This window comes from Fulvimonas soli (genome assembly GCF_003148905.1).
Classification (GTDB): Bacteria; Pseudomonadota; Gammaproteobacteria; order Xanthomonadales; family Rhodanobacteraceae; genus Fulvimonas; species Fulvimonas soli.
Genome location: NZ_QGHC01000006.1, coordinates 119,025 through 139,751, shown reverse-complemented (window position 1 = coordinate 139,751; position 20,727 = coordinate 119,025). Strand labels below are relative to the sequence as shown.

Genomic DNA, 20,727 nt, shown 5'->3' with positions numbered 1-20,727 from the left:
TCCGCGCCACCGCAGGGCCGCCGGCGCCTCTCGACCCAGGGGAAAAACCTGCCATGCCCAAGCTGGACCGCCTTGCCGCCCTCGCGCTCCTGGCGCTCGTGGCCCTGCCCGTCGCCGCGCAGCAGAAGCGCGCGCCGATGACGCCGGAAGAAACCGCCAAGCTGATCGCCAAGCGCAACGACATCGAGCAGGAGCTGGAAAAGCTCGCGGTGATCCAGCGCAAGCTGATGATCCCGATGCGCGACGGCAAGCGCATGCAGGCCGACGTGTACTACCCGAAGCAGGGGCCGGGCCGCTATCCGGTCATCTTCGTGCGCACCCCCTACAACTTCAATTGGTGGGACGTGAAGCTGGGCGCGCCGCGCGACATGACCGGCGAGCTCACCGCGATCAAGAAGGGCTACGCCTTCGTCGAGATGCAGGAGCGCGGCCACTACTTCTCCGAGGGCAACTACGAGATCCTCGGCACGCCGCTCAGCGACGGCGCCGACGAGATCGAGTGGATGGGCTCGCAGCCGTGGTCGAACGGCAAGGTGGGCACCACCGGCTGCTCCTCCACCGCCGAGTGGCAGCTCGCCGTGGTGTCGCAGGCACCCAAGGGCTACGCCGCGTTCAACGTGCAGGGCTTCGGCGCCGGCATCGGCCGCGTCGGCGGCTTCTACGAGCAGGGCAACTGGTACCGCGGCGGCGCCTTCCAGATGCTGTTCGCGCCGTGGATCGCCGGCGAGCAGAACCAGGTGCGGCCGATGTTCCCCGCCGACGCCACCTCCGCGCAGCTCGAGGCGGCCTCGCGCATGTTCGACCTCGCGCCGTCGATGCCGCCGGTGGACTGGGGCAAGGCGCTGTGGCACCTGCCGGTGCAGGACCTGATCGCGGCGGTCGGCGGCCCGCACGGCCAGTTCGCCGACGCCATGCCGATCCCCACCGGCGGCCGGATGATCCAGCGCACGCCGAACGACCCGGCCTGGGCCAAGGGCGGCCTGTGGCGCGACGACATGCCGGTGGACCTGCCCGGCCTGTGGTTCGTGAGCTGGTACGACGTCTCGCAGGGCCCGAACCTGGCCGCCTACAACTGGGTGCGCTCACACGCCAAGGGCGCGGCGGCCGAGCAGCAGTACCTGGTGATCGCCCCCACCCTGCACTGCGCCTACAAGCGCGCCAAGGAGCACACCGTGGTCGGCGAGCGCGACCTGGGCGACGCGCGCTATCCCTACGACGACCTGGTCTACGGCTTCTTCGACAAGTTCCTGAAGGGCGTGGACTCGCCGGTGCTCGCCAAGCAGCCGAAGGTCACCTACTACACGATGGGCGCCAACCAGTGGCGCACCGCCGACACCTGGCCGCCGAAGGGCGTGGAGCCGCTGACCTTCTACCTCGCCAGCGACGGCAAGGCCAACACCCTGCACGGCGACGGCAGGCTGCTGCCGGCGGCGCCGGCGAAGGACCATGCCGACCGCTTCACCTACGACCCGCTGCACCCGGTGCCCACGCTGGGCGGCGGCTTCTGCTGCATGGGCACCGGCGAGCCGGGCGCCATGGACCAGAGCAAGCAGGAGGCCGCGCGCGAGGACATCCTGGTCTACACCAGCGAGCCGTTCGCGCAGGACACCGAGCTGACCGGCAACATCGAGACCACGCTGTACGTGTCCAGCGACGTGAAGGACACCGACGTCACCGTGAAGCTGGTCGACGTGTATCCCGACGGCAAGGCCTACAACCTGGACGACACCATCCAGCGCCTGCGCTACCGCAACGGCTACGACAAGCCGAGCGAGCCGATGAAGCCGGGCAAGGTCTACAAGGTGACGTTCTCGCCGATGGTGACCAGCAACCTGTTCCCGGCCGGCCACCGGCTGCGCATCGAGGTCTCCGGCTCCAACTTCCCGCGCTTCGACCGCAACCTCAACACCGGCGGCCACAACTACGACGAGGACAAGCCGGTGGTCGCGCACACGAAGATCCACCACTCGGCGGAGCATCCGTCGAGCGTCACGGTGAGCGTGTTGCGGCATTGAGCCCGGGAACGCCGCGCTGCCTGGGGGTGGCGCGGCACTCAACGCAACTTCGAGAGCGCGGTGCTTTTGTTCGTCATTCCGGCGAAAGCCGGAATCCAGTCTCAATACGTCCCGCGAAGCGGACAAAACCTATGTTGCGTGCTTCGCACACCATGTTTTGACTGGATTCCGGCTTTCGCCGGAATGACGTCGAGGAGGGTCGAATGACGCGGCGGCCTGGAGCCGTCGGCAAGTCCCGCCAGCCCCGACGCCGCGGCGATCCCGGCCTCAGCCGCCGTACCCGCCCGCCACGCCTTTGCTCGCGTAGGCCACCGCGTCGTGCGGATGCAGGCTCTCCTGGTGCTCCAGCCGCACGTGGAAGTCGGCGATGGCGGCGTCGGCGTCCAGCGCCCGCTGGATGCGCCGCGCGGCATCCTCGCAGAACATCAGGTTGCCGCCGTTGGCCAGCGCGAAGGCCTGCTCGTCCTCGCGCTTCACCGCCGTCTGCACCGGCGTGCCCAGCGCGGCCTCGACGCGGTCGAGCAGGCCGATCAGGTCCAGCTTCGCTCCCGGCACGAAGCGCACCAGCAGGCGCGCCACGCTGCGCTGCGCGTGCGGCGTGGCGACGATGCCCTTGTCGCTGCCCAGCCAGGCCAGCACCGCCTCGCGGTCGAGCGGCCGGCCAGCCTCGAAGTCACGCGCGAACTGCTCCTGGATCAGCTGGCGCGACAGCGCCGCCGAGGCGGGACAGGTGGAGGAATAGACCACCTCGGTGCCCAGCTCCAGCCGGAAGCCCTCGGCACCCAGGCAGGCCTCGATCGACACCGGGTAGGCGCGCCAGCCGCTGTTGGCGCTGCGCAGCGCGGCGCGGCGCACCAGGTGCTCGAAGCGGATGCTGATGCGCGCGCGGTCGGCCAAGTCCTTGTGCGATTCCAGGAAGGCGCGCAGCAGTGCCTCCAGCGTCGTCGCGTCCAGCGCGCGCTTGCTCAGGTACTCGTCCACCAGCAGGTACAGCCGCGACATGTGGATGCCGCGCCGGTCCGGCCGCACCAGGTTGACGAAGGCGCCGACCTGCGCGCTGGCGCGCTGCACCTGGCCGTCGCCCGCGTCGAAACTGACCGGCGCCTCGATGCCGTCCATGCCCACCCAGTCCAGCGCGCCGGCCAGGTGCGGCTGCGCCTGCACGGCGACGTCGGGCAGCAGGCGGGCGGTGTTTTCGTGGCTGTGCATGGGGAAAATCCTGTGGCCGGGCGGTCTGCGCCGCCGCGAGACCGTCTATTTTGGGGCAGCCTGCCGCACCGCAATAGGCGCGCGGCGGAAACGCTGCGTCACGGGGCTCCGCCGGTCGCGGCCTGCCAGCGCCGCGCCGCGTTCCAGGCGGCGAAGGCCACGCCGGGACCGCCGCCCACGCCCCGCTGCAACGCCTGCACCGGCGCGGGCGCGCCCAGCGCGCGGCGCGTCAGCCGCTCGCCCTGGCGCGCCTCCAGCGCGCGGAACACGCTCAGCGGTCCGGGCAGCCGGGCGGCGTCGGCCCAGGCCGTCCGCAGGTCGGCGAGCTGCGCCTTGACCGCTTCGTCGCGCGCCGCGACCGGCCGGCGCAGCTCGGCGCGGCTCAGGCCGAAGCGCGCCAGCCGCGCCATCGGCAGCGGCAGGCGGTCGCGCTCGGCGTCGTCCTCCAGCCGGCGCAGCGCGTGCAGCAGGTGGCCGAGCGTGGCCAGTCGCGCGGCGCGCTGCGGCGAGGCGGACTCGCCGTACCACCAGGCCGTCTCCAGCACCGCCAGCGCGCCGTGCAGCTGCGCCGCGGCGGCGAGCTGCGCGCCGAAGTCGGCCGCGGTGCCCTCCTCCTGCTGCGCCATCGCGGCCAGCACCGGCGCCAGCCAGCGCTCGGCCGGCAGCGCGCGGGCGCGTTCGTCGCCGAACAGCGCGCGGGTCAGCGGGTGGCGGCCGCCGCTGGCGGCGGCCCCGGACAGTTCCTCGGCCCACCAGTTGAGCTTGGCCGCCGCCACCTGCGGCTCGCGGATGCCGTAGGCGGCCGCGAGCAGCTCCTGCTCCAGCGCGGCCAGCGCGACGTGGCCGGGATACTTCGCCGGATCGACGAAGGCCAGCGCGACGCGCTGCTCCGGCTGTACCGCCAGCCACTTGTCGACGTAGCTCTGCAGCGCGCCGTGGGCGAGGTCCACCGTCACGCGGCGACCCCGAGGCCGAGCAGCGCGGCCAGTTGCTCCGGATGGTCGATCACCGCGTCGGCGCCCCAATTGTCCGGGTCGCCGCCGTCGAGATAGCCCCAGCGCACCGCCACGGTGTACAGCCCGGCGGCATGGCCGGCCTGCACGTCGCGCGCGTCGTCGCCGACGAACACGCTGCGCGCCGGGTCGATGCGCGCGTGCTCGCAGGCCAGCCGCACCGGCGCCGGGTCGGGCTTCTTCACCGGCAGCGTGTCGCCGCAGACCACCGCGCTGGCGCGCAGGTCCCAGTCCATGCGCTTGATCAGCTCCTCGGTGAGGAAGGCCGGCTTGTTGGTGACGATGCCCCAGGCCAGCCCCTTCGCCTCCAGCGCCTCCAGCAGCGGCGCGATGCCGGCGAACGGCGCGGTGTGCTGCGCCAGCATGCCGGCGTAGAGCTCCAGGTAGCGCGGCATGCGCCGCAGCAGCGCCGCGTCGTCCTCGGCGAAGGCGCAGCGCAGGATCGCGCGGCTGCCGCGCGAGACCACCTCGCGCACCATGGCGAACGGCGGCACCGGCGCGCCCGCCTCGGCGCAGTAGGCCTGCAGGGCCGCGTGGAGATCGGGGGCGCTGTCGAGCAGGGTGCCATCCAGGTCGAACAGCACGCCTTCGATGGTCGGGGGCAAGGGCTTCACGCGGGCTTCCTGGCGCACAGCAGGTAGTTGACGGCGGTGATGCGACTGAGTGCCGCCTTGCGGGTCAGCGGGTTGTAGGCCAGGCCCGAGATGTCCTCCAGCTCCAGCCCGGCGTGGCGCAGCAGCCGCGCCAGCTCCGACGGCCTGAGGAACTGCGCGTAGTGGTGCGTGCCGCGCGGCAGCAGGCGCAGCGCGTACTCGGCGCCGAGGATCGCCGCGCCGAACGCGGCCGGCGTGCGGTTGAGCGTGGACATGAACAGCCGGCCGCCCGGCTTGAGCATGGCGGCGAGGTCGGCGACCAGCGCGGCCGGGTCCGGCACGTGCTCGACCAGCTCCATGCAGCACGCCGCGTCGAAGCCCCCGGGCTCCGCGGCGGCCAGCGCGGCGGAGGACTGCACGCGGTAGTCGACCTGCAGGTCCGACTCGTACAGGTGCAGCCTGGCCACCTCGATCACCTTCTCGCCGAGGTCGATGCCGACCACCTGCGCGCCGGCGCGCGCCAGCGCCTCGCTGAGCAGGCCGCCGCCGCAGCCGACGTCGGCCACGCGCGCGCCGCGCAGGTCCACCCGCGCGGCGACGTAGCCGAAACGCACCGGGTTGAGGTCGTGCAGCGGGCGCGACTCGCCGTCCGGGTCCCACCAGCGCGCGGCGAGCTTGCCGAAGCGGGCGATTTCCTCGGGGCTGACGTTGGCGGCGTTCGGGGTCATGGGAGGGTCCTCGCCCGCATCACGCGGCAGGGATGGGCCGCAACGGGACGGATGCCCGCTTGCGCGGGAATGGCGGCCGGTGGTCGTGGCGGGTGGTCGGGGTCACGGGGAACGGGGAACTTAGCGCGCCTGCCATTCGCGGACGGTGATGTCCCAGCCGCCGCTGGTGTGCGCCGGGTCGCGGTGGGCGATCGCCAGCGCCTCGTCCAGGTCCGCCGCGCGCAGCAGGTAGGCGCCACCGGACTTGTCGCCGAACGGACCGGCGCGCTCCAGCCGCCCCTGCCCGCGCAGCTCGTCGAGGAACTGCTGGTGCAGCGGCACCACTGCCGGGTCGAACTGCGGGCGGCGCATGGCGAGGACGAGATAACAGTTCATGGCGTGAGTTTATTGAAAAAGTACGGCCAGGGATGGCCGCTTTTCGACTTCCGCGCTCGAGGATGAGCGCAAAAATCAACCGGCCGCGATGCGCTCGCGCCAGGCGCGCGCCTTGGCCAGCACGGCCTCGACGTCGAGGTCCACCAGTTCGCGCGCGGCCAGCTTGCGCCGGCCGGCGATCCACACGTCGCTGACCTGGTGGCGGCCGGTGGCGTAGGCCAGCTGCGAGGCGACGTGGTACAGCGGCTGCGTCTCCAGGTCGGACAGGCGCACGGCGGCGAGGTCGGCCTGCTTGCCCGGCTCGATCGAGCCGATCCGCGCGTCCAGGCCCAGCGCGCGCGCGCCGTCCAGCGTGGCCGCGCGCAGCGCGAAGGCGGCGTCGAACGCCGCCGCGTCCTGCGCCACCGCCTTGGCCAGCAGCGCCGCGGTGCGCAGCTCGCCGAACATGTCCAGGTCGTTGTTGGAGGCGCAGCCGTCGGTGCCGATGGCGAGGTTCACGCCGGCGCGGCGCAGCCTCTCCGCCGGGCAGAAGCCGGAGGCCAGCTTGAGGTTGGACTCCGGGCAGTGCACCACCGACACGCCGGCCTCGGCGCAGGCGGCGATCTCGCCGTCGGTGAGCTGGGTCATGTGCACCGCGATCAGGCGGTCGTTGACCAGGCCCAGCTTCTGCAGCCGCTGGAACGGGCGCAGGCCGGACTTCTTCTTCTCCTCCTCGACCTCGTGCGCGGTCTCGTGCAGGTGCAGGTGCACCGGGATGTCGAGCTGGTCGGCCAGCACGCGGATGCGCCCGAAGCTCTCGTCGGAGACGGTGTACGGCGCGTGCGGCGCGAACGCGGTGCCGACCAGCGCGTCGCCGCGGAACACGTCGTGCACCTCGGCGGCGCGCTCGAAGTATTCGTCCTGGCTCTTGGCCCAGGCGGTGGGGAACTCGATCACCGGCAGGCCGACCACGGCGCGGAAGCCCAGCTTGCGGTAGGTGGCGCCGATGGCGTCGGGGAAGAAGTAGTTCTCGTTGGCGCAGGTGGTGCCGCCGCGGATCATCTCGGCCACCGCCAGCTCCACGCCGTCGCGCACGAACTCGGGGCCGATCACCTTCGCCTCGGCCGGCCAGATGTGCTGCTGCAGCCACACCATCAGCGGCAGGTCGTCGGCCAGGCCGCGCAGCAGGGTCATCGGGTTGTGCGTGTGGGCATTGACCAGGCCGGGGATCAGCGCGTGCTCGCCGAGCTCCACCCGCTCGCGCGGCGCGTAGGCGGCGCGGGCGTCGGCGATCGGCAGCAGCGCCACGATGCGGTCGCCGGCCACCGCTACGGCGTGGTCCTCCAGCACGACGCCGTGCGGCTCGACGGGCACGACCCAGCGGGCTTCGATCAGCAGGTCGACGGGCTGCGGGGTGGTCGGGCTCATCGTGTGCTCGCTTGCGGAGGTTGGGGATACGACAAGGGGCGGTGCCCTGCGGCGGCCGCCCCATGGTCAGATCGTCATTCCGGCGCAAGCCGGAGGCGACTTTCAACGGCGAAGCCGGTCATCCAGTGGCGTTGGTTTACGCCTGCGCGAAGAGGTTTTGTGTGCTTCGCACGGTGTGTTTCACTGGATCCCTGCTTGCGCAGGGATGACGCAACGGCAGCCGCGCGCAGCGCGCGGGCCGTTGCGTCACTTACCCACGCGGCTGACGTACTCGCCGGAGCGGGTGTCCACCTTGATGATCTCGTCCTGCCCCACGAACAGCGGCACGCGCACCACGGCGCCGGTCTCCAGGGTGGCCGGCTTGCCGCCGCCGCCGGAGGTGTCGCCGCGCACGCCGGGGTCGGTCTCCACGATCCGCAGTTCCACGAAGTTCGGCGGCTGCACCGCGATGATCTCGCCGTTGAACAGCGTGACCACGCACTCCTCCTCGCCCTTCAGCCACTTGGCGGCGTCGCCCACGCCGGCCTTGGTGGCCTGGTGCTGCTCGAAGGTCTCCTGCTGCATGAAGTGCCAGAACTCGCCGTCGGAGTACAGGTACTGCATGTCGGTGTCGGTGACGTCGGCGACCTCGAAGGAATCGCTGGACTTCATCGTCTGCTCGGTGGTGCGGCCGGTCTTCAGGTTGCGGATGAAGATGCGGGTGAACGCCTGGCCCTTGCCCGGCTTGATGAAGTCGGCGTCGGTGATGACCCAGGGGTCGCCGTTGTGAAGGATCTTCATTCCCTTCTTGACGTCGTTGAGACCGGCAGTGGCCATGCGCTTGTGCTCCAGAGGTAAATCCGCCCCGCCGGGCGGCTAGAATGGGGGTTTGCCGCAGGCACCAGGCCCGCTCCGTTAGGCCCACCATGATAACCGCAAGCCCCTCCGCCCGCCTATCGCCGCCCGCCGTGGACTGGCGCGAGCCGTGGCGCGACGCCATCACCGACGCCCGCGAGCTGCTCGAAACGCTCGGCCTGGCCCACCTGGCCTCCGCCCTGCCGCCCGGCGACGCCGGCTTCGCGCTGCGCGTGCCGCGCGGTTTCGCGGCGCGCATGCGCCGCGGCGACCCGCGCGACCCGCTGCTGCTGCAGGTGCTGCCGCAGCTGGCCGAGCTGGACGAGGCGCCCGGCTTCGCCGCCGACGCGGTGGGCGACCTCGCCGCGCGCGAGGCGCAGGGCGTGCTGCACAAGTACCATGGCCGCGCGCTGCTGATCGCCAGCGGCAGCTGCGCGGTGAACTGCCGCTACTGCTTCCGCCGCCACTTCCCCTACGGCGAGGAGATGGCCGCCGCCGGCCAGTGGCGGCAGGCGCTGGAGCACCTGCGGCGGGACGCCACGGTCAGCGAGCTGATCCTCTCCGGCGGCGACCCGCTGGCGCTGGCCACGGCCAAGCTGGAGGAGCTCTCGCGCGGCCTGGCCGGCATCCCGCACGTGACCCGCCTGCGCATCCACACCCGCCTGCCGGTGGTGCTGCCCGAGCGCGTCGACGACGCCTTCGCCGCGTGGCTGGCCGCGCTGCCGCTGCAGAAGGTGGTGGTGCTGCACGCCAACCACGCCAACGAGCTCGACGCCGCGGTGGACGCCGCCTGCGCGCGGCTGAAGCAGGCCGGCGCCGTGCTGCTCAACCAGTCGGTGCTGCTGCGCGGGATCAACGACGACCCCGACGCGCTGGCCGCGCTGTCCGAGCGGCTGTTCGCCGCCGGCGTGCTGCCCTACTACCTGCACCAGCTCGACCGCGTGCAAGGCGCCGCGCACTTCGAGGTGGACGACGCGCGCGCGCTGGGCCTGCTGGCGCGGCTGCGCGCCCGCCTGCCCGGCTACCTGGTGCCCCGGCTGGTGCGCGAGGTGGCCGGCGATCCGTCCAAACGCCCGCTCTGACCGGCGGGCGACGGCGATGCGGCAAGAATCACCGGCGCGCGCATTGCCAGTGGCGGCCTGCGGCGGAATCCGCTACAAACCCCCGGTGCAGCCGCGTCATCCGCGGCCGGCCTGCGCGATTCCAGGGAAGTCCGGCGCCCCATGAAAAAAGATTTCGTCATCAGGATCCTCTTCATCGAGAAATCGGTCGAAGAGGCCGAGCAGATCATCAGCCAGCTGCGCAACGCCGGCATCGCCGTGCGTCCCGGGCGCGCCACGGAGATCGGCCAGGTTCCCGCGCTGCTGGACGAGCTGGAGCCGGACATCGTCCTGTTCGACCCTTCCGCCGGCATCCCGCTGCGCGAGCTGGTGCACGCGCTGGACGCGCAGGGGCGCGACCTCGCCGTGGTCGGCCTGGTGGCGCAGATGGACAACCAGACCGTGGCCGACCTGTTCGCCGGCGGCGTGCGCGGCCTGGCGCTGGGCAACCAGCCGCGCCAGCTGATCGCGGTGCTGCAGCGCGAGTTCGACGCGCTGCAGACGCGCCGCCAGGTGCGCCTGCTGGAGGCGGCGCTGCGCGAGTCCGAGCGGCGCTGCGACGCGCTGCTGGATTCCTCCAACGACCCCATCGCCTACGTGCACGAGGGCATGCACGTGCGCGCCAACCAGGCCTACCTGGACACCTTCGGCTACGCCGAGTTCGACGACCTGCTCGGCCTGCCGGTGCTCGACCTGATCGGCACCGCCGACGCCGAGGCCTTCAAGAACCTGCTGCGCGCCCACTCGCGCGGCGAGAAGGCCGAGGCGAGCCTGCCGCTGCAGGCGCGCCGCGCCGACGGCAGCAACTTCCAGGCCACCGTCGAGTTCGCGCGCGCCACCTTCGAGGGCGAGCCCTGCCTGCAGATCGTGTTCCGCCGCCAGCAGGTGGACCCGGCCCTGCTGGAGCAGCTGCAGCGCGACCCCGTCACCGGCCTGTTCAACCGCGCCCGCACGCTGGAATACATCGACGAGGCGGTGGCCGCCGCGGCCAAGGGCAAGAAGGGCCAGACCCTGCTGCTGGTCGAGCCGGACAACTGGCAGAACATCGTCGCCGGCATCGGCCTGAGCCAGGCCGACGAGCTGCTGGCCGCCTTCGCCGCCCGCGTCAGCCAGCGCCTGGGCGCCGAGGACATGGCCGGCCTGCTGGCCGACCACACCCTGGGCGTGCTGCTGGACACGCGCAGCGACGAGGACATCCACCGCTGGATCGCCGACCTGCAGCAGGACGTCGCCAGCGGCATCTTCGACGTGGGCGCGCACTCGATCACCGTCACCGCCAGCATCGGCGGCAGCCTGCTGGGCGAGCGCAACGCCAACGCCGAGCTGCTGCTCAACCAGGCCGGCCAGGCCCTGCGCAACGCGCAGAGCCAGGGCGTGGGCCGCATGGAGCTGCACGACCCGGCCGCGCGCGAGAAGGCCGAGGAGGAGCGCGAGCGCTACTGGCTGCAGCTGCTGCAGCAGGCGCTGGAGCAGGACAGCTTCGTGCTGTACCACCAGCACACCATCAGCCTGCAGGACGCCGAGGGCGAGTACTCGGAGATCCTGCTGCGCATGAACGGCCCGCAGGGCGAGGTGCTGCCCGGCTTCTTCATGCCGATCGCCGAGAAGCACGGCCTCACCGGCGCGATCGACCGCTGGGTGATCGGCCGCGCCATCGACATGCTCAAGGCGCGCGACGGCCAGGGCGTGCAGACCACCTTCTTCGTCAAGCTCACCGCCGCCTCGCTGCAGGACGCGGGCACGCTGCCGTGGCTGGCCCAGCGGCTGAAGCAGGCCAGCCTGCGCCACGGCCAGATCGTGCTGGAGATGACCGAGAGCAAGGTGGTGACCCTGCTGCGCCCGGCGCAGGAGTTCATCACCGGCTGGAAGAAGCTCGGCGGCCGCTTCGCGCTGGAGCAGTTCGGCTCGGGCCTCAACTCCTTCCAGCTGCTGCAGCACATCGACGCCGACTACCTGAAGATCGACCGCACCTACATGGCCCAGCTGCCGCAGCAGCCGGACAACCAGAAGAAGATCGCCGAGATCTGCCGCCAGGCGCGCGAGCTGAAGAAGCAGACCGTGGCCGAATGGGTGGAGGACGCCGCCAGCACCTCGCTGCTGTTCGCCTGCGGCGTGGACTTCGTGCAGGGCAACTTCCTGCAGGAGCCGCAGCGGCTGGTGTGAGCTGGCCTCCTCCCTCCTCCGGGCGAGAGGAAGGCCGGAACCCCACGGAGCGCTCGCTCCGGCGGAGCTCCTATCACTAGCCTCAACGGCCATTCCAGGCCGTGCCTGGCTCCCTCTCCCCTCCGGGGAGAGGGCTGGGGTGAGGGGCCATTCTTGCGACAAGGCCCATCCGGGCCGGCCCTTCGACGAGACGCCGCCGCGAGCCCCGCCCCCTCACCTCGATCCTCTCCCCGCAGGGGAGAGGAAGCAAACCCGAAATGCAAAAGCCGCGCGGATCGCTCCGCGGCCTTTGTCGCCAGCCGTAGCGGGCCGGTCAAGCCGTGCTTGCGCCCTCTCCCCTCCGGGGAGAGGGCTGGGGCGAGGGGCCATTCTTGCGACAAGACCCATCCGGGCCGGCCCTTCGACGAGACGCCGCCGCGAGCCCCGCCCCCTCACCTCGGTCCTCTCCCCACAGGGGAGAGGAAGAAAAAATGGAAAAGCGGAAACGCGAGAGCCCCGCGGATCGCTCCGCGGGGCTCTCGATGCGACGCGGGCGCCGGGATTACTCGGCGGCGGCGTTCTTGGCCGCCTTGGCGGCCGCCGCGGCGGCGACGTCTTCCTTGATGCGGGCCGCCTTGCCCTCCAGGCCGCGCAGGTAGTACAGCTTGGCGCCGCGCACCTTGCCCTTGCGCTTGACCTGCACCGACTCGATCGCCGGGCTGTGCGCCTGGAACACGCGCTCCACGCCGGTGCCGTGCGAGATCTTGCGCACGGTGAAGGCCGAATGCAGGCCGCGGCTGCGCTTGGCGATGACGATGCCCTCGAAGGCCTGCACGCGCTCGCGGTTGCCTTCCTTCACCTTGACGTTGACCACCACGGTGTCGCCGGGGCCGAATTCCGGCAGCTGGCGGGTGATCTGCTCGGCTTCGAACTGTTCGATGATCTTGTTCATGGCAACAACCTCAGTGGTTTTTGCGGCCGTCCCTGGCCGGGAATCATGCAGCGCCCGTCCGTGGCCGCACTTCTCTGGTTTTTTGCGCTCATCCGTGAGCGCGGGTCAAAAAGCGGCCATCCATGGCCGCACTTCTCATTTTTCTCCCGCCGCGCGGTATTCGCGGCGGAATTCGTCCAGCAAGGCGCGGGACTCGGCATCCAGCGCGGCTTGCGCCAACAGGTCCGGACGGCGCAGCCAGGTCCGACCCAGCGACTGCTTCAGGCGCCAGCGGCGGATCGCCGCGTGGTCGCCGGAGAGCAGCACCTCCGGCACGTCGCCGTATGCGTCGTGCACCGGCTTCGCGTAGTGCGGGCAGTCGAGCAGCCCGTTGGAGAACGAATCCTGCTCGGCCGACTGCGCGTCGTTCAGCGCGCCCTCCTGCAGGCGGCCCACGGCATCAATGATAACCGCGGCGCCGAGTTCCCCGCCGGACAGCACGTAGTCGCCGATGGACAGCTCCTCGTCGACCTCGCGCGCCAGCAGGCGCTCGTCCACACCCTCGTAACGCCCGCAGAGCAGGGCGATGCGCGGCAGCCGCGCCAGCGCCTCCACCCGGCCCTGCGTCAGCCGCGCTCCCTGCGGGCTGAGGTAAACCACGTGCGCCGGTTCCGGCGCCGCCTCGCGCATGGCCTTCAGGGCCGCGCGCAGAGGCTCGATCAGCATCACCATCCCGGGCCCGCCGCCGCAGGTGCGGCCGTCCACGGTACGGTAGTTGTCGGTCGCGTAGTCGCGCGGGTTCCAGGCTTCCACCTGCAGCAGCTCGCGCTGCTGCGCGCGTCCCACCACGCCGACGGCGGCGCACTGGCGCACGAAGTCGGGAAACAGCGTGACGACGTCGATGCGCATGGCCCCTCGACTCCGCACGTTCAGAATTCGGGGTCCCAGTCCACCACCATGCGCCCGCCGGACAGGTCCACCGAACGCACGTAAACACCCTGGACGAAGGGGATCAGCCGCTCGCGCCCGCCGTCCCGCACCACCACCACGTCGTTGGCGCCGGTGGCGAACAGGTGGCTGACCCGCCCGAGCGCCGCGCCCTCCGTGGTGACGACCTCCAGTCCCTCGAGGTCGACCCAGTAGTACTCGTCCTTCCCCGGCGGCGGCAGCTGCTCGCGGGCGACGTAGATGTCGTGCCCCACCAGCGCCGCCGCGCCGTCGCGGTCGTCCACGCCGGGCAGGTGGGCGATCAAGCCCTTGCCCTGCGGGCGCCCGGTGACGCCTGCGATCCCCCTCTCCTCGCCCGGCGCCGTCGAGAGCAGCCAGGGCTGGTAGCGGAAGATCTGCGTGCGCGGCTCGGTCCAGGATTCGATCTTGACCCAACCCTGCACGCCGTACAGCCCGACGATGCGCCCGACCAGGACGCGCCGACCGGCTGCGGTCATGCTTAGGCCGCCTGCTGCTTGCCGGCTTCCTTCACGAGCGCGGCGACCTTGTCGCTCAGCTGGGCGCCCTTGGACACCCACTCGTTCACGCGGGCGACATTCAGCTCCAGGCGCTTGTCCTTGCCCGCGGCCGTCGGGTTGTAGTAGCCCAGGTTCTCGATGCTGCGACCGTCGCGCTTGCTGCGCTGGTCGGTCACCACGACGTGGTAGAACGGACGGCCCTTGGCGCCGCCGCGCGAAAGACGAATCTTGACCATAGTAAAAGCTCCAGAGGCCGGCCGGACCGGCGAACGCGCCCCGAACGGAGCGCGGTGAACGCATAATTGTAGCGGAAAGGGAGGAAAAAGAAAGGGGTGCGGGACGAGGGGCGAGCAGCGAGGGCGCGCGAGCCGGCGCCCTCGCCGCTCGCTACTCGTCCCTGGATTTTTCCCCTCACCGCATGGGCGGCAGTCCGCCGCCCATGCCCCCCATCCCCCGCATCGCCCCGCGCATCTGCCGCAGCAGGCCCTTGCTGCCGCCCTTGGAGAGCTTGGACATCATCTTCTCCATCTGCATGTACTGCTTGAGCAGGCGGTTGACGTCGGCCGGCTGGGTGCCCGAGCCACGCGCCACGCGGGCGCGGCGCGAGCCGTTGAGCAGGTCGGGATGGCGGCGCTCCTTCCTGGTCATCGACTGGATGATGGCGATCATCCGCTTGATCTCGCCGTCGTTGACTTTGGACTTCACGCTGTCGGGCAGGCTCGACACGCCCGGCAGCTTGTCCATCAGGCCGGCCAGGCCGCCCATGTTGGTCATCTGCTCCAACTGGTCGCGCATGTCGTTGAGGTCGAAGCGCTTGCCCTTGATGACCTTCTCGGCCAGCTTCTGCGCCTTCTCCTGGTCGACCTTGCGCTCGACCTCCTCGACCAGGCTCAGCACGTCGCCCATGCCGAGGATGCGCTGCGCCACGCGGTCGGGGTGGAACGGCTCCAGCGCGTCGGTCTTCTCGCCGGCGCCGAGGAACTTGATCGGCCGGCCGGTGACGTAGCGCACCGACAGGGCCGCGCCGCCGCGGGCGTCGCCGTCGGTCTTGGTCAGCACCACGCCGGTGAGCGGCAGCGCCTCGCTGAACGCCTTGGCGGTGTTGGCGGCGTCCTGACCGGTCATCGAGTCGACCACGAACAGCGTCTCGACCGGCGCGATCGCGGCGTGCAGCGCCTTGATCTCGGCCATCATCGCCGCGTCCACGTGCAGGCGGCCGGCGGTGTCGACCAGCAGCACGTCCACCACCTCGCGGCGCGCCGCGGCGACGGCGTTGCGGGCGATCTCGACCGGGTCCTGGCCCGCCTCGGACGGGAAGAACTTCACGCCGACCTGCCCGGCCAGCGTGCGCAGCTGCTCGATGGCGGCCGGACGGTAGACGTCGCAGCTCACCACCATCACCTTTTTCTTCTTGCGCTCGGTGAGGAAACGGGCCAGCTTGGCGACCGTGGTGGTCTTGCCCGCGCCCTGCAGGCCGGCCATCAGCACCACCGCGGGCGGCGTGGCGGCAAGGTTGAGCTCGGTGTTGACCGTGCCCATCAGCGCGGTCAGCTCGTCGCTGACCACCTTCACCAGCGCCTGGCCCGGGGTGAGGCTCTTGAGCACCTCCTGGCCGACCGCGCGCGCCTTCACCCGCTCGACCAGCGCCTGCACCACCGGCAGCGCGACGTCGGCCTCCAGCAGCGCGATGCGCACCTCGCGCAGCGATTCGCGGATGTTTTCCTCGGTCAGCCGCCCGCGGCCGCGCAGGCGGTTGACGGTGGCGGAGAGGCGTTGGCTGAGCGACTCGAACATGGCAGTCACGGGCGTGGGGCAAGCGCATGAATATAGCAGAGCCGCCCGCGGCCCGGCCGCAAACGGCTCAGCGCGGCGGCTGCGCGGCGACCCAGGCGGCGATGTCGCGGATCACCGCCGGATCGACGTGCCCGGGCCGCTCCAGGTCGCCCGGTCCCGGCGGCCGGCCCGCGGGCATGAACAGGTGGCTCAACCCCGGATAGGCCCGGACCCGCACGCGCGGATCGCCGGCGAAGGCGGCGCGCCAGCGCTCCAATCCTTCCGCCGGGATCACCTGGTAGTCCGCCTCGCCCTGCAGCACCAGCAGCGGCGCGCGCAGCGATTTCGCGGTCTCGACCGCGTCGTAGTCGCGCAGGCTCAGCCAGTAGCTGGCCGGCGCGTGCGCGAAGCGGCCGGCCGGCGGCTGGGCCGGATCGGCCGCGTCGATCGCCTGGCGCGCGGCGGCCAGGGACTTCAGCTGCGCGTCCAGGGCGACCTGCGGCGCGCCCCCGGACTGGCCGATGTAGCGCACCTGCCGCTCCAGCGTGGCGATGCCGAAGCGCTCCGGCGCGGCGAGCAGGATCGCGCCGGCCGCCCGCGGCGCGCGCTGGACGATGCGCGGCGCCATCAGGCCGCCCAGGCTGTGGCCGAGCACGAACACGCGCCGGGCGTCGACGCCGGGCTGCGCGGCGAGCAGCTTGAGCGCGGCGAGCGCGTCGTCGGTCACCTCGTCGTCGACGGTGACGCGACTGTCGGTCGCCGTCCGCATGCCGTAGGCGTAGCTGCGCTTGTCGTAGCGCAGCGTGGCGATGCCGGCCTGCGCCAGGCCCACGGCCAGGTCGCGGAACGGCTTGTTGGGGCCGACCGTCTCGTCGCGGTCCTGCGGTCCCGAGCCGGCCACCAGCAGCACCGCGGGGAACGGCCCGCGGCCGGCCGGCAGCGTGAGCACGCCGGGCAGCGGCCCGAGCGGCGAGGCCACCTGCAGCGGCCGTTCCTGCGCGCCCGCGGGCAGCGCCAATGGCGCGGCGGGCGCCGCCTCCGCCCGCTCCGCCGGGACGAAGCGGAAGGTCTCGATGCGGCCGTCCGCCCCGCAGCCGACCAGCATGTCCAGCGCGCTCCCGGCGAAGTTCACCCTGGTGACCGCCAGTTCGCGGCCGGCCACGGCCCGCCATTCGGCCGCCCCGTGCGACTGGTAGCGGCCGGCCTGGAGCTGCAGTTGCTCCCATACCTGCCGCAGCCGGCCGGCGTCCAGCGCCTGGGCGACGGCGGCGGAGAAATCCTTGCCGGCGTGCGCGTAGTCGCCCTGCGCCAGCGCCTCGATCAGCGCGGCGGAACGCGCCTGGCAGGCCGCGGCGGCGGTATCGGCCGCGCCGGCGGGCGCCGCCGCCAGCATGCCGGCGCACAGCAGGGGAAACAGACGACGGGCCATGGCGGACTCCTCGCGGATCGGGAAGGGAAGGCCGATGCGGCCGGCGGCGTCAGCCGCCGCGCTGCAGCCGCCGGTACAGCACGAACGAGTAGGCGCAGGGCACCAGCGTCGCCACGGCGACGCAGGCCAGCGGCAGCCAGAACGCACGCAGCCACAGCGCACCCAGCACGATGGCCAGGCCCGCCAGCACGAACAGCCGGCCGCCCAGGCGGTGCGTGCGCTCCCACACCGCGTCGCTGGTCAGCGTCCACGGCGTGCGGATGCCGATGAAGAAGTTGCGGCGCAGCTTGCCCATGTAGTTGCCGACCACCATCAGCAGCGCGCCGACCGCCAGCAGCGCGACCGTCGGCACCGGCACCGCGTGCCCGGCGCCGCGCAGCAGCATCGCCAGCCCCACCACCAGCACCACGCCCTGCCCCGCGAGCATGGCCAGGTGCCATACCCAGGCGAAGGAACCGATCCCGTAGCGGCGCGGCGACATCGCCGGCAGGGCCCAGGCCAGCGCCGCCAGCAGCGCGATCAGCGCCGGCGCGAAGGCTGCCGCCCACGCTCGCGGCCAGTAGCCGTCGATCTGCCCGTGCACGTTCCAGTGCACCGCCACCCGGTCCGGCAGCGCCGGGTACAGCCATGCGGCGGCGACCGCCGCGGCCAGCACGAAGGCGGCCGACACCAGCAGGGCACGTGGGAATCTCATCGCTTGCCTCCTCGGGCGCCGCCCGACGGGAACAGGTCCAGCACCATGCGGGCGAGGTCCTCCACCACGGTGCTGTTGAGGGAATAGACGATGTACTGGCCGCGCCGCTCGGTGCGCACCAGGTCGGCCTGCTTGAGCACCGCGAAGTGGTGCGACAGCGAGGCCGGGGTGATGTCGAACGCCGCGCCGAGCTCGCCCGCGCTCATCGCGCCGCCCTGCAGCCGCTTGAGGATGGCGCGGCGGGTGGGATCGGCCAGGGCGCGGAAGACTTCCTGCTGCTTCATGGGATAGATATTTAGACAAATTTCTAAATATTGCAAGCGCTCGCCGCTTCCGGCGTTCACGCCTTTCCGGTGCCTGTGCCACACTTGCCCGCCATGCTGACGTTCGCCGCCCTCCTCGCCATCGCCTGCTACCTGCTCGCCGCCGGCCTGCTGGCCTGGCCGCTGTTCGGGCGCGCGGACGCGGCCGGCGTGCAGCGCGGCGCGCTGTCCATCGCCGCGCTGGCCGTGCTGGCGCACGCCGGCATGCTGCTGGGCATGCACCGCGGCGCGCTGGACCTGCACTTCTTCGGCGCGCTGTCGCTGACCGCCTGCGTGGTTGCCGCGCTCACCCTGCTGGTCAACCTGAGCCGGCCGGTGGCGGCGATCGGCGTGGTCGTGTTCCCGCTGTCGGCCCTGCTGGTGGCGCTGGACGCCTTCGCCGCGCCGCCGACCGCGCCGCAGCCGATGGACTGGCAGATCAAGCTGCACGTCACCGTGGCGCTGCTCGCCTTCAGCGTGCTGTCGATCGCCGCGGTGCTGGCGATCCTGCTGGCGGTGCAGGAACGCGCGCTGCGCCACCGCCAGTTCGGCCCGTGGCTGCGCGCGCTGCCGCCGCTGACGCTGACCGAGACGCTGCTGTTCCGCCTGATCGGCGCCGGCTTCACGCTGCTCACGCTGACCCTGCTCACCGGCATCCTGTTCGTCGACGACCTGTTCGGCCAGCACCTGGTGCACAAGACCGTGCTGTCGATCGTCGCCTGGCTGGTGTTCGGCGCCCTGCTGGTCGGCCGCTGGCGCTACGGCTGGCGCGGCCGCCAGGCGGTCAACCTGGCCCTGACCGGCATGGCGCTGCTGCTGCTGGCGTTCTTCGGCAGCAAGTTCGTGCTGGAGATGGTGCTGCACCGCACGGCCTAGCAGGCGAGGGATGAGGGACGAGTAGCGAGGGCGCAGAGGTAGCGCGCTTTTAGCGCCTGTGGAGGCTGCGCTCGGCCATTGGTGGTCCCGCGATGCCCAGATCAAGGCCCAGTCCCGCCATGCCGCACCGTCGAAGACCGACGGCCCCCTCCACCCTATCCCTGACCCGCGCGATGGTTCCCGACGCAGTACGGGGAAATCACGAACAGGCTCTTATCGTGAGACCTCCCGTCTTGCCGCAGCGCGCGACTTTGCGCCCTCACTACTCGCTACCCACCACTCACCCCTCCCTACCCCACCGCCTCGATCGCCTGCGCCAGCCGCTCCACGCCGACCACCTCCAGCTCGCCCACGCGCCCCTTCTTCGGCGCGTTCGCCTTCGGCACGATGGCGCGCACGAAGCCGTGCTGGGCGGCTTCCTTCAGCCGCTCCTCGCCGTTGGGCACCGGGCGGATCTCGCCGGACAGGCCGACCTCGCCGAAGGCGATGGTCTTGTCCGGCAGCGGGCGGTCGCGCAGGGAGGACAGCACCGCCAGCAGCACTGGCAGGTCGGCCGCGGTCTCCTGCACGCGGATGCCGCCGACCACGTTGACGAAGACGTCCTGGTCGTAGGCCGCCACCCCGCCATGGCGATGCAGCACCGCCAGCAGCATCGCCAGGCGGTTCTGCTCCAGCCCCAGCGCCACGCGGCGCGGGTTGCCCAGCGAGGACTGGTCGACCAGCGCCTGCACCTCCACCAGCAGCGGCCGGGTGCCTTCGCGCGTGACCATCACCGCGCTGCCCGGCGTGGGGCCGCTGTGCGCGGAGAGGAAGATCGCGGAAGGGTTGGGCACCTCGCGCAGGCCCTTCTCGCCCATCGCGAACACGCCCAGCTCGTTGACCGCGCCGAAGCGGTTCTTGAACGCGCGCAGCACGCGGAAGCGGCTGCCCGACTCGCCCTCGAAGTACAGCACCGCGTCGACCATGTGCTCCAGCACGCGCGGTCCGGCGATGCCGCCCTCCTTGGTCACGTGGCCGACCAGGAACACGCTGGTGCCGGTCTCCTTGGCGTAGCGGGTGAGCTTGGCCGCCGACTCGCGCACCTGGCTCACCGAGCCGGGCGCAGCGGTGAGCAGTTCCGTCCAGATGGTCTGGATCGAGTCGATCACCAGCACGCGCGGCCGCGCCTGCGCGGCCTGCTCCAGGATGCGCTCGATGCCGGTCTCGGCCAGCGCGTGCAGCGGCGCCAGCGGCAGGTCCAGCCGCTGCGCGCGCGCGGCCACCTGCGCCAGCGACTCCTCGCCGGTGACGTAGACGCTGGGCAGCCGCTCGCCCAGCCGCCCCAGCATCTGCAGCAGCAGGGTGGACTTGCCGATGCCCGGGTCGCCGCCGATAAGCACCACCGAGCCTTCCACCAGGCCGCCGCCCAGCACGCGGTCCAGCTCGCCGATGCCGGTGAGCGTGCGTGACTCGGCGGTCACCGCCACCTCGGCCAGCGGCGTCACCCGCGGCGCGCCCGCGGTGCGGCCCGCGTAGCCGCCGCGCGCCGCGCCGGCCGACTTCGCCGCCGGCTGCAGCACGATCTCGGAGAGCGTGTTCCACGCCCCGCAGTCGACGCACTGGCCCTGCCACTTGGAGTGCTCGGCGCCGCAGTCGGTGCAGACGTAGGCGGTCTTGGCCTTGGCCATTGGGGATTCCGGTCCGGCGGATGGGAAGGCGAGCTTAGCCTGCGGCCGTCGCGCGCCGCGAGACGGTTGCGCGCCGGGGCGCGTCCTTCCTCGCGCGGAGGGATCGCGGCCGGAGGCCGCTCCCACAAGGCTTGCCGCAACCCCGTGGGAGCGGCCTCCGGCCGCGGGCCACA

At 71.8% G+C, this 20,727-nt stretch carries 20 protein-coding genes; 4 read left to right on the top strand and 16 right to left on the bottom strand.

Annotation, left to right across the window (positions count from 1 at the left end):
* Positions 1–53: 53 nt before the first annotated feature.
* The gene (locus C7456_RS09325; protein WP_109723474.1) at positions 54–2,015 is read left to right on the top strand and encodes a CocE/NonD family hydrolase; all 1,962 of its coding nucleotides are present in this window, start codon (positions 54–56) and stop codon (positions 2,013–2,015) included.
* A gap of 267 nt (positions 2,016–2,282) precedes the next feature.
* Here C7456_RS09325 and folE2 read toward each other — a convergent pair whose 3' ends face one another.
* The 7 genes from folE2 to efp all read right to left on the bottom strand — a co-directional run bounded on the left by folE2 (position 2,283) and on the right by efp (position 8,156).
* Positions 2,283–3,224, bottom strand: a complete 942-nt coding sequence (gene folE2, locus C7456_RS09320) for a GTP cyclohydrolase FolE2 (protein ID WP_109723473.1) — start codon at positions 3,222–3,224, stop codon at positions 2,283–2,285.
* Between the two features lie 98 nt (positions 3,225–3,322).
* The gene (locus C7456_RS09315) at positions 3,323–4,180 is read right to left on the bottom strand and encodes a squalene/phytoene synthase family protein (protein WP_109723472.1); all 858 of its coding nucleotides are present in this window, start codon (positions 4,178–4,180) and stop codon (positions 3,323–3,325) included.
* On the bottom strand, positions 4,177–4,851 hold the full coding sequence (gph, locus tag C7456_RS09310; RefSeq protein ID WP_109723608.1) for a phosphoglycolate phosphatase: 675 nt from the start codon (positions 4,849–4,851) through the stop codon (positions 4,177–4,179). The genes C7456_RS09315 and gph overlap by 4 nt, the downstream gene beginning before the upstream one ends.
* Positions 4,848–5,558 (bottom strand): bifunctional 2-polyprenyl-6-hydroxyphenol methylase/3-demethylubiquinol 3-O-methyltransferase UbiG, encoded by a 711-nt coding sequence (gene ubiG, locus C7456_RS09305; RefSeq protein ID WP_109723471.1) that lies wholly within the window; start codon positions 5,556–5,558, stop codon positions 4,848–4,850. Before ubiG ends, gph begins: the two co-directional genes overlap by 4 nt.
* A gap of 120 nt (positions 5,559–5,678) precedes the next feature.
* Positions 5,679–5,933 carry a YciI family protein gene (locus C7456_RS09300; RefSeq protein ID WP_109723470.1) on the bottom strand — a complete coding sequence of 85 codons (255 nt, stop codon included), beginning with the start codon at positions 5,931–5,933 and terminating at the stop codon, positions 5,679–5,681.
* 75 nt (positions 5,934–6,008) lie between these two features.
* Positions 6,009–7,340, bottom strand: coding sequence for a TRZ/ATZ family hydrolase (locus C7456_RS09295; protein ID WP_109723469.1), 1,332 nt, complete (start codon positions 7,338–7,340; stop codon positions 6,009–6,011).
* Between the two features lie 246 nt (positions 7,341–7,586).
* Entirely contained in the window at positions 7,587–8,156 is a 570-nt protein-coding gene (efp, locus tag C7456_RS09290) for an elongation factor P (RefSeq protein WP_109723468.1), read from the bottom strand.
* Positions 8,157–8,245: 89 nt separating this feature from the next.
* Here efp and epmB point away from each other — a divergent pair, with 89 nt between their 5' ends.
* Together epmB and C7456_RS09280 are read left to right on the top strand one after the other, a co-directional pair.
* On the top strand, positions 8,246–9,256 hold the full coding sequence (epmB, locus tag C7456_RS09285) for an EF-P beta-lysylation protein EpmB (RefSeq protein ID WP_109723467.1): 1,011 nt from the start codon (positions 8,246–8,248) through the stop codon (positions 9,254–9,256).
* Positions 9,257–9,397: 141 nt separating this feature from the next.
* Entirely contained in the window at positions 9,398–11,437 is a 2,040-nt protein-coding gene (locus tag C7456_RS09280) for an EAL domain-containing response regulator (RefSeq protein ID WP_109723466.1), read from the top strand.
* Positions 11,438–11,978: 541 nt separating this feature from the next.
* Here C7456_RS09280 and rplS read toward each other — a convergent pair.
* From rplS to C7456_RS09240, 8 genes are all read right to left on the bottom strand, one after another.
* Complete coding sequence (rplS, locus tag C7456_RS09275) at positions 11,979–12,368, bottom strand: 50S ribosomal protein L19 (RefSeq protein ID WP_109723465.1); 390 nt, start codon at positions 12,366–12,368, stop codon at positions 11,979–11,981.
* Between the two features lie 135 nt (positions 12,369–12,503).
* Positions 12,504–13,256, bottom strand: coding sequence for a tRNA (guanosine(37)-N1)-methyltransferase TrmD (gene trmD, locus C7456_RS09270; protein WP_109723464.1), 753 nt, complete (start codon positions 13,254–13,256; stop codon positions 12,504–12,506).
* A 20-nt stretch (positions 13,257–13,276) separates the two neighbouring features.
* A complete protein-coding gene (gene rimM, locus C7456_RS09265; RefSeq protein WP_109723463.1) occupies positions 13,277–13,792 on the bottom strand; it encodes a ribosome maturation factor RimM in 516 nt (171 codons plus the stop codon).
* 2 nt (positions 13,793–13,794) lie between these two features.
* Positions 13,795–14,049, bottom strand: coding sequence for a 30S ribosomal protein S16 (gene rpsP, locus C7456_RS09260; RefSeq protein ID WP_109723462.1), 255 nt, complete (start codon positions 14,047–14,049; stop codon positions 13,795–13,797).
* Between the two features lie 175 nt (positions 14,050–14,224).
* Positions 14,225–15,607: a signal recognition particle protein gene (ffh, locus tag C7456_RS09255; RefSeq protein WP_109723461.1), complete on the bottom strand. Its 1,383-nt coding sequence runs from the start codon at positions 15,605–15,607 to the stop codon at positions 14,225–14,227.
* 67 nt (positions 15,608–15,674) lie between these two features.
* Complete coding sequence (locus C7456_RS09250; RefSeq protein WP_109723460.1) at positions 15,675–17,015, bottom strand: alpha/beta hydrolase; 1,341 nt, start codon at positions 17,013–17,015, stop codon at positions 15,675–15,677.
* 49 nt (positions 17,016–17,064) lie between these two features.
* Positions 17,065–17,709 carry an SdpI family protein gene (locus tag C7456_RS09245; RefSeq protein WP_109723459.1) on the bottom strand — a complete coding sequence of 215 codons (645 nt, stop codon included), beginning with the start codon at positions 17,707–17,709 and terminating at the stop codon, positions 17,065–17,067.
* Positions 17,706–17,993, bottom strand: coding sequence for an autorepressor SdpR family transcription factor (locus tag C7456_RS09240; RefSeq protein WP_109723458.1), 288 nt, complete (start codon positions 17,991–17,993; stop codon positions 17,706–17,708). Before C7456_RS09240 ends, C7456_RS09245 begins: the two co-directional genes overlap by 4 nt.
* 93 nt (positions 17,994–18,086) lie before the next feature.
* Between C7456_RS09240 and C7456_RS09235 the strand changes: the two genes are divergently transcribed.
* Positions 18,087–18,887, top strand: coding sequence for a cytochrome C assembly family protein (locus C7456_RS09235; RefSeq protein WP_109723457.1), 801 nt, complete (start codon positions 18,087–18,089; stop codon positions 18,885–18,887).
* Positions 18,888–19,177: 290 nt separating this feature from the next.
* On the opposite strand, the gene radA is transcribed toward C7456_RS09235, so the two are convergent.
* On the bottom strand, positions 19,178–20,554 hold the full coding sequence (radA, locus tag C7456_RS09230; protein WP_109723456.1) for a DNA repair protein RadA: 1,377 nt from the start codon (positions 20,552–20,554) through the stop codon (positions 19,178–19,180).
* Positions 20,555–20,727: the final 173 nt, after the last annotated feature.

Excerpts from the sequence above, each read along its gene's own strand:
- radA (WP_109723456.1), bottom strand. The coding sequence starts at position 20,554 with ATGGCCAAGGCCAAGACCGCCTACGTCTGCACCGACTGCGGCGCCGAG.
- efp (WP_109723468.1), bottom strand. The coding sequence starts at position 8,156 with ATGGCCACTGCCGGTCTCAACGACGTCAAGAAGGGAATGAAGATCCTT.
- C7456_RS09280 (WP_109723466.1), top strand. The coding sequence starts at position 9,398 with ATGAAAAAAGATTTCGTCATCAGGATCCTCTTCATCGAGAAATCGGTC.
- C7456_RS09245 (WP_109723459.1), bottom strand. The coding sequence starts at position 17,709 with ATGAGATTCCCACGTGCCCTGCTGGTGTCGGCCGCCTTCGTGCTGGCC.
- C7456_RS09300 (WP_109723470.1), bottom strand. The coding sequence starts at position 5,933 with ATGAACTGTTATCTCGTCCTCGCCATGCGCCGCCCGCAGTTCGACCCG.
- ffh (WP_109723461.1), bottom strand. The coding sequence starts at position 15,607 with ATGTTCGAGTCGCTCAGCCAACGCCTCTCCGCCACCGTCAACCGCCTG.
- rplS (WP_109723465.1), bottom strand. The coding sequence starts at position 12,368 with ATGAACAAGATCATCGAACAGTTCGAAGCCGAGCAGATCACCCGCCAG.
- rimM (WP_109723463.1), bottom strand. The coding sequence starts at position 13,792 with ATGACCGCAGCCGGTCGGCGCGTCCTGGTCGGGCGCATCGTCGGGCTG.
- folE2 (WP_109723473.1), bottom strand. The coding sequence starts at position 3,224 with ATGCACAGCCACGAAAACACCGCCCGCCTGCTGCCCGACGTCGCCGTG.
- ubiG (WP_109723471.1), bottom strand. The coding sequence starts at position 5,558 with ATGACCCCGAACGCCGCCAACGTCAGCCCCGAGGAAATCGCCCGCTTC.
- rpsP (WP_109723462.1), bottom strand. The coding sequence starts at position 14,049 with ATGGTCAAGATTCGTCTTTCGCGCGGCGGCGCCAAGGGCCGTCCGTTC.
- epmB (WP_109723467.1), top strand. The coding sequence starts at position 8,246 with ATGATAACCGCAAGCCCCTCCGCCCGCCTATCGCCGCCCGCCGTGGAC.
- C7456_RS09325 (WP_109723474.1), top strand. The coding sequence starts at position 54 with ATGCCCAAGCTGGACCGCCTTGCCGCCCTCGCGCTCCTGGCGCTCGTG.
- C7456_RS09250 (WP_109723460.1), bottom strand. The coding sequence starts at position 17,015 with ATGGCCCGTCGTCTGTTTCCCCTGCTGTGCGCCGGCATGCTGGCGGCG.
- trmD (WP_109723464.1), bottom strand. The coding sequence starts at position 13,256 with ATGCGCATCGACGTCGTCACGCTGTTTCCCGACTTCGTGCGCCAGTGC.
- C7456_RS09295 (WP_109723469.1), bottom strand. The coding sequence starts at position 7,340 with ATGAGCCCGACCACCCCGCAGCCCGTCGACCTGCTGATCGAAGCCCGC.
- C7456_RS09235 (WP_109723457.1), top strand. The coding sequence starts at position 18,087 with ATGCTGACGTTCGCCGCCCTCCTCGCCATCGCCTGCTACCTGCTCGCC.
- C7456_RS09240 (WP_109723458.1), bottom strand. The coding sequence starts at position 17,993 with ATGAAGCAGCAGGAAGTCTTCCGCGCCCTGGCCGATCCCACCCGCCGC.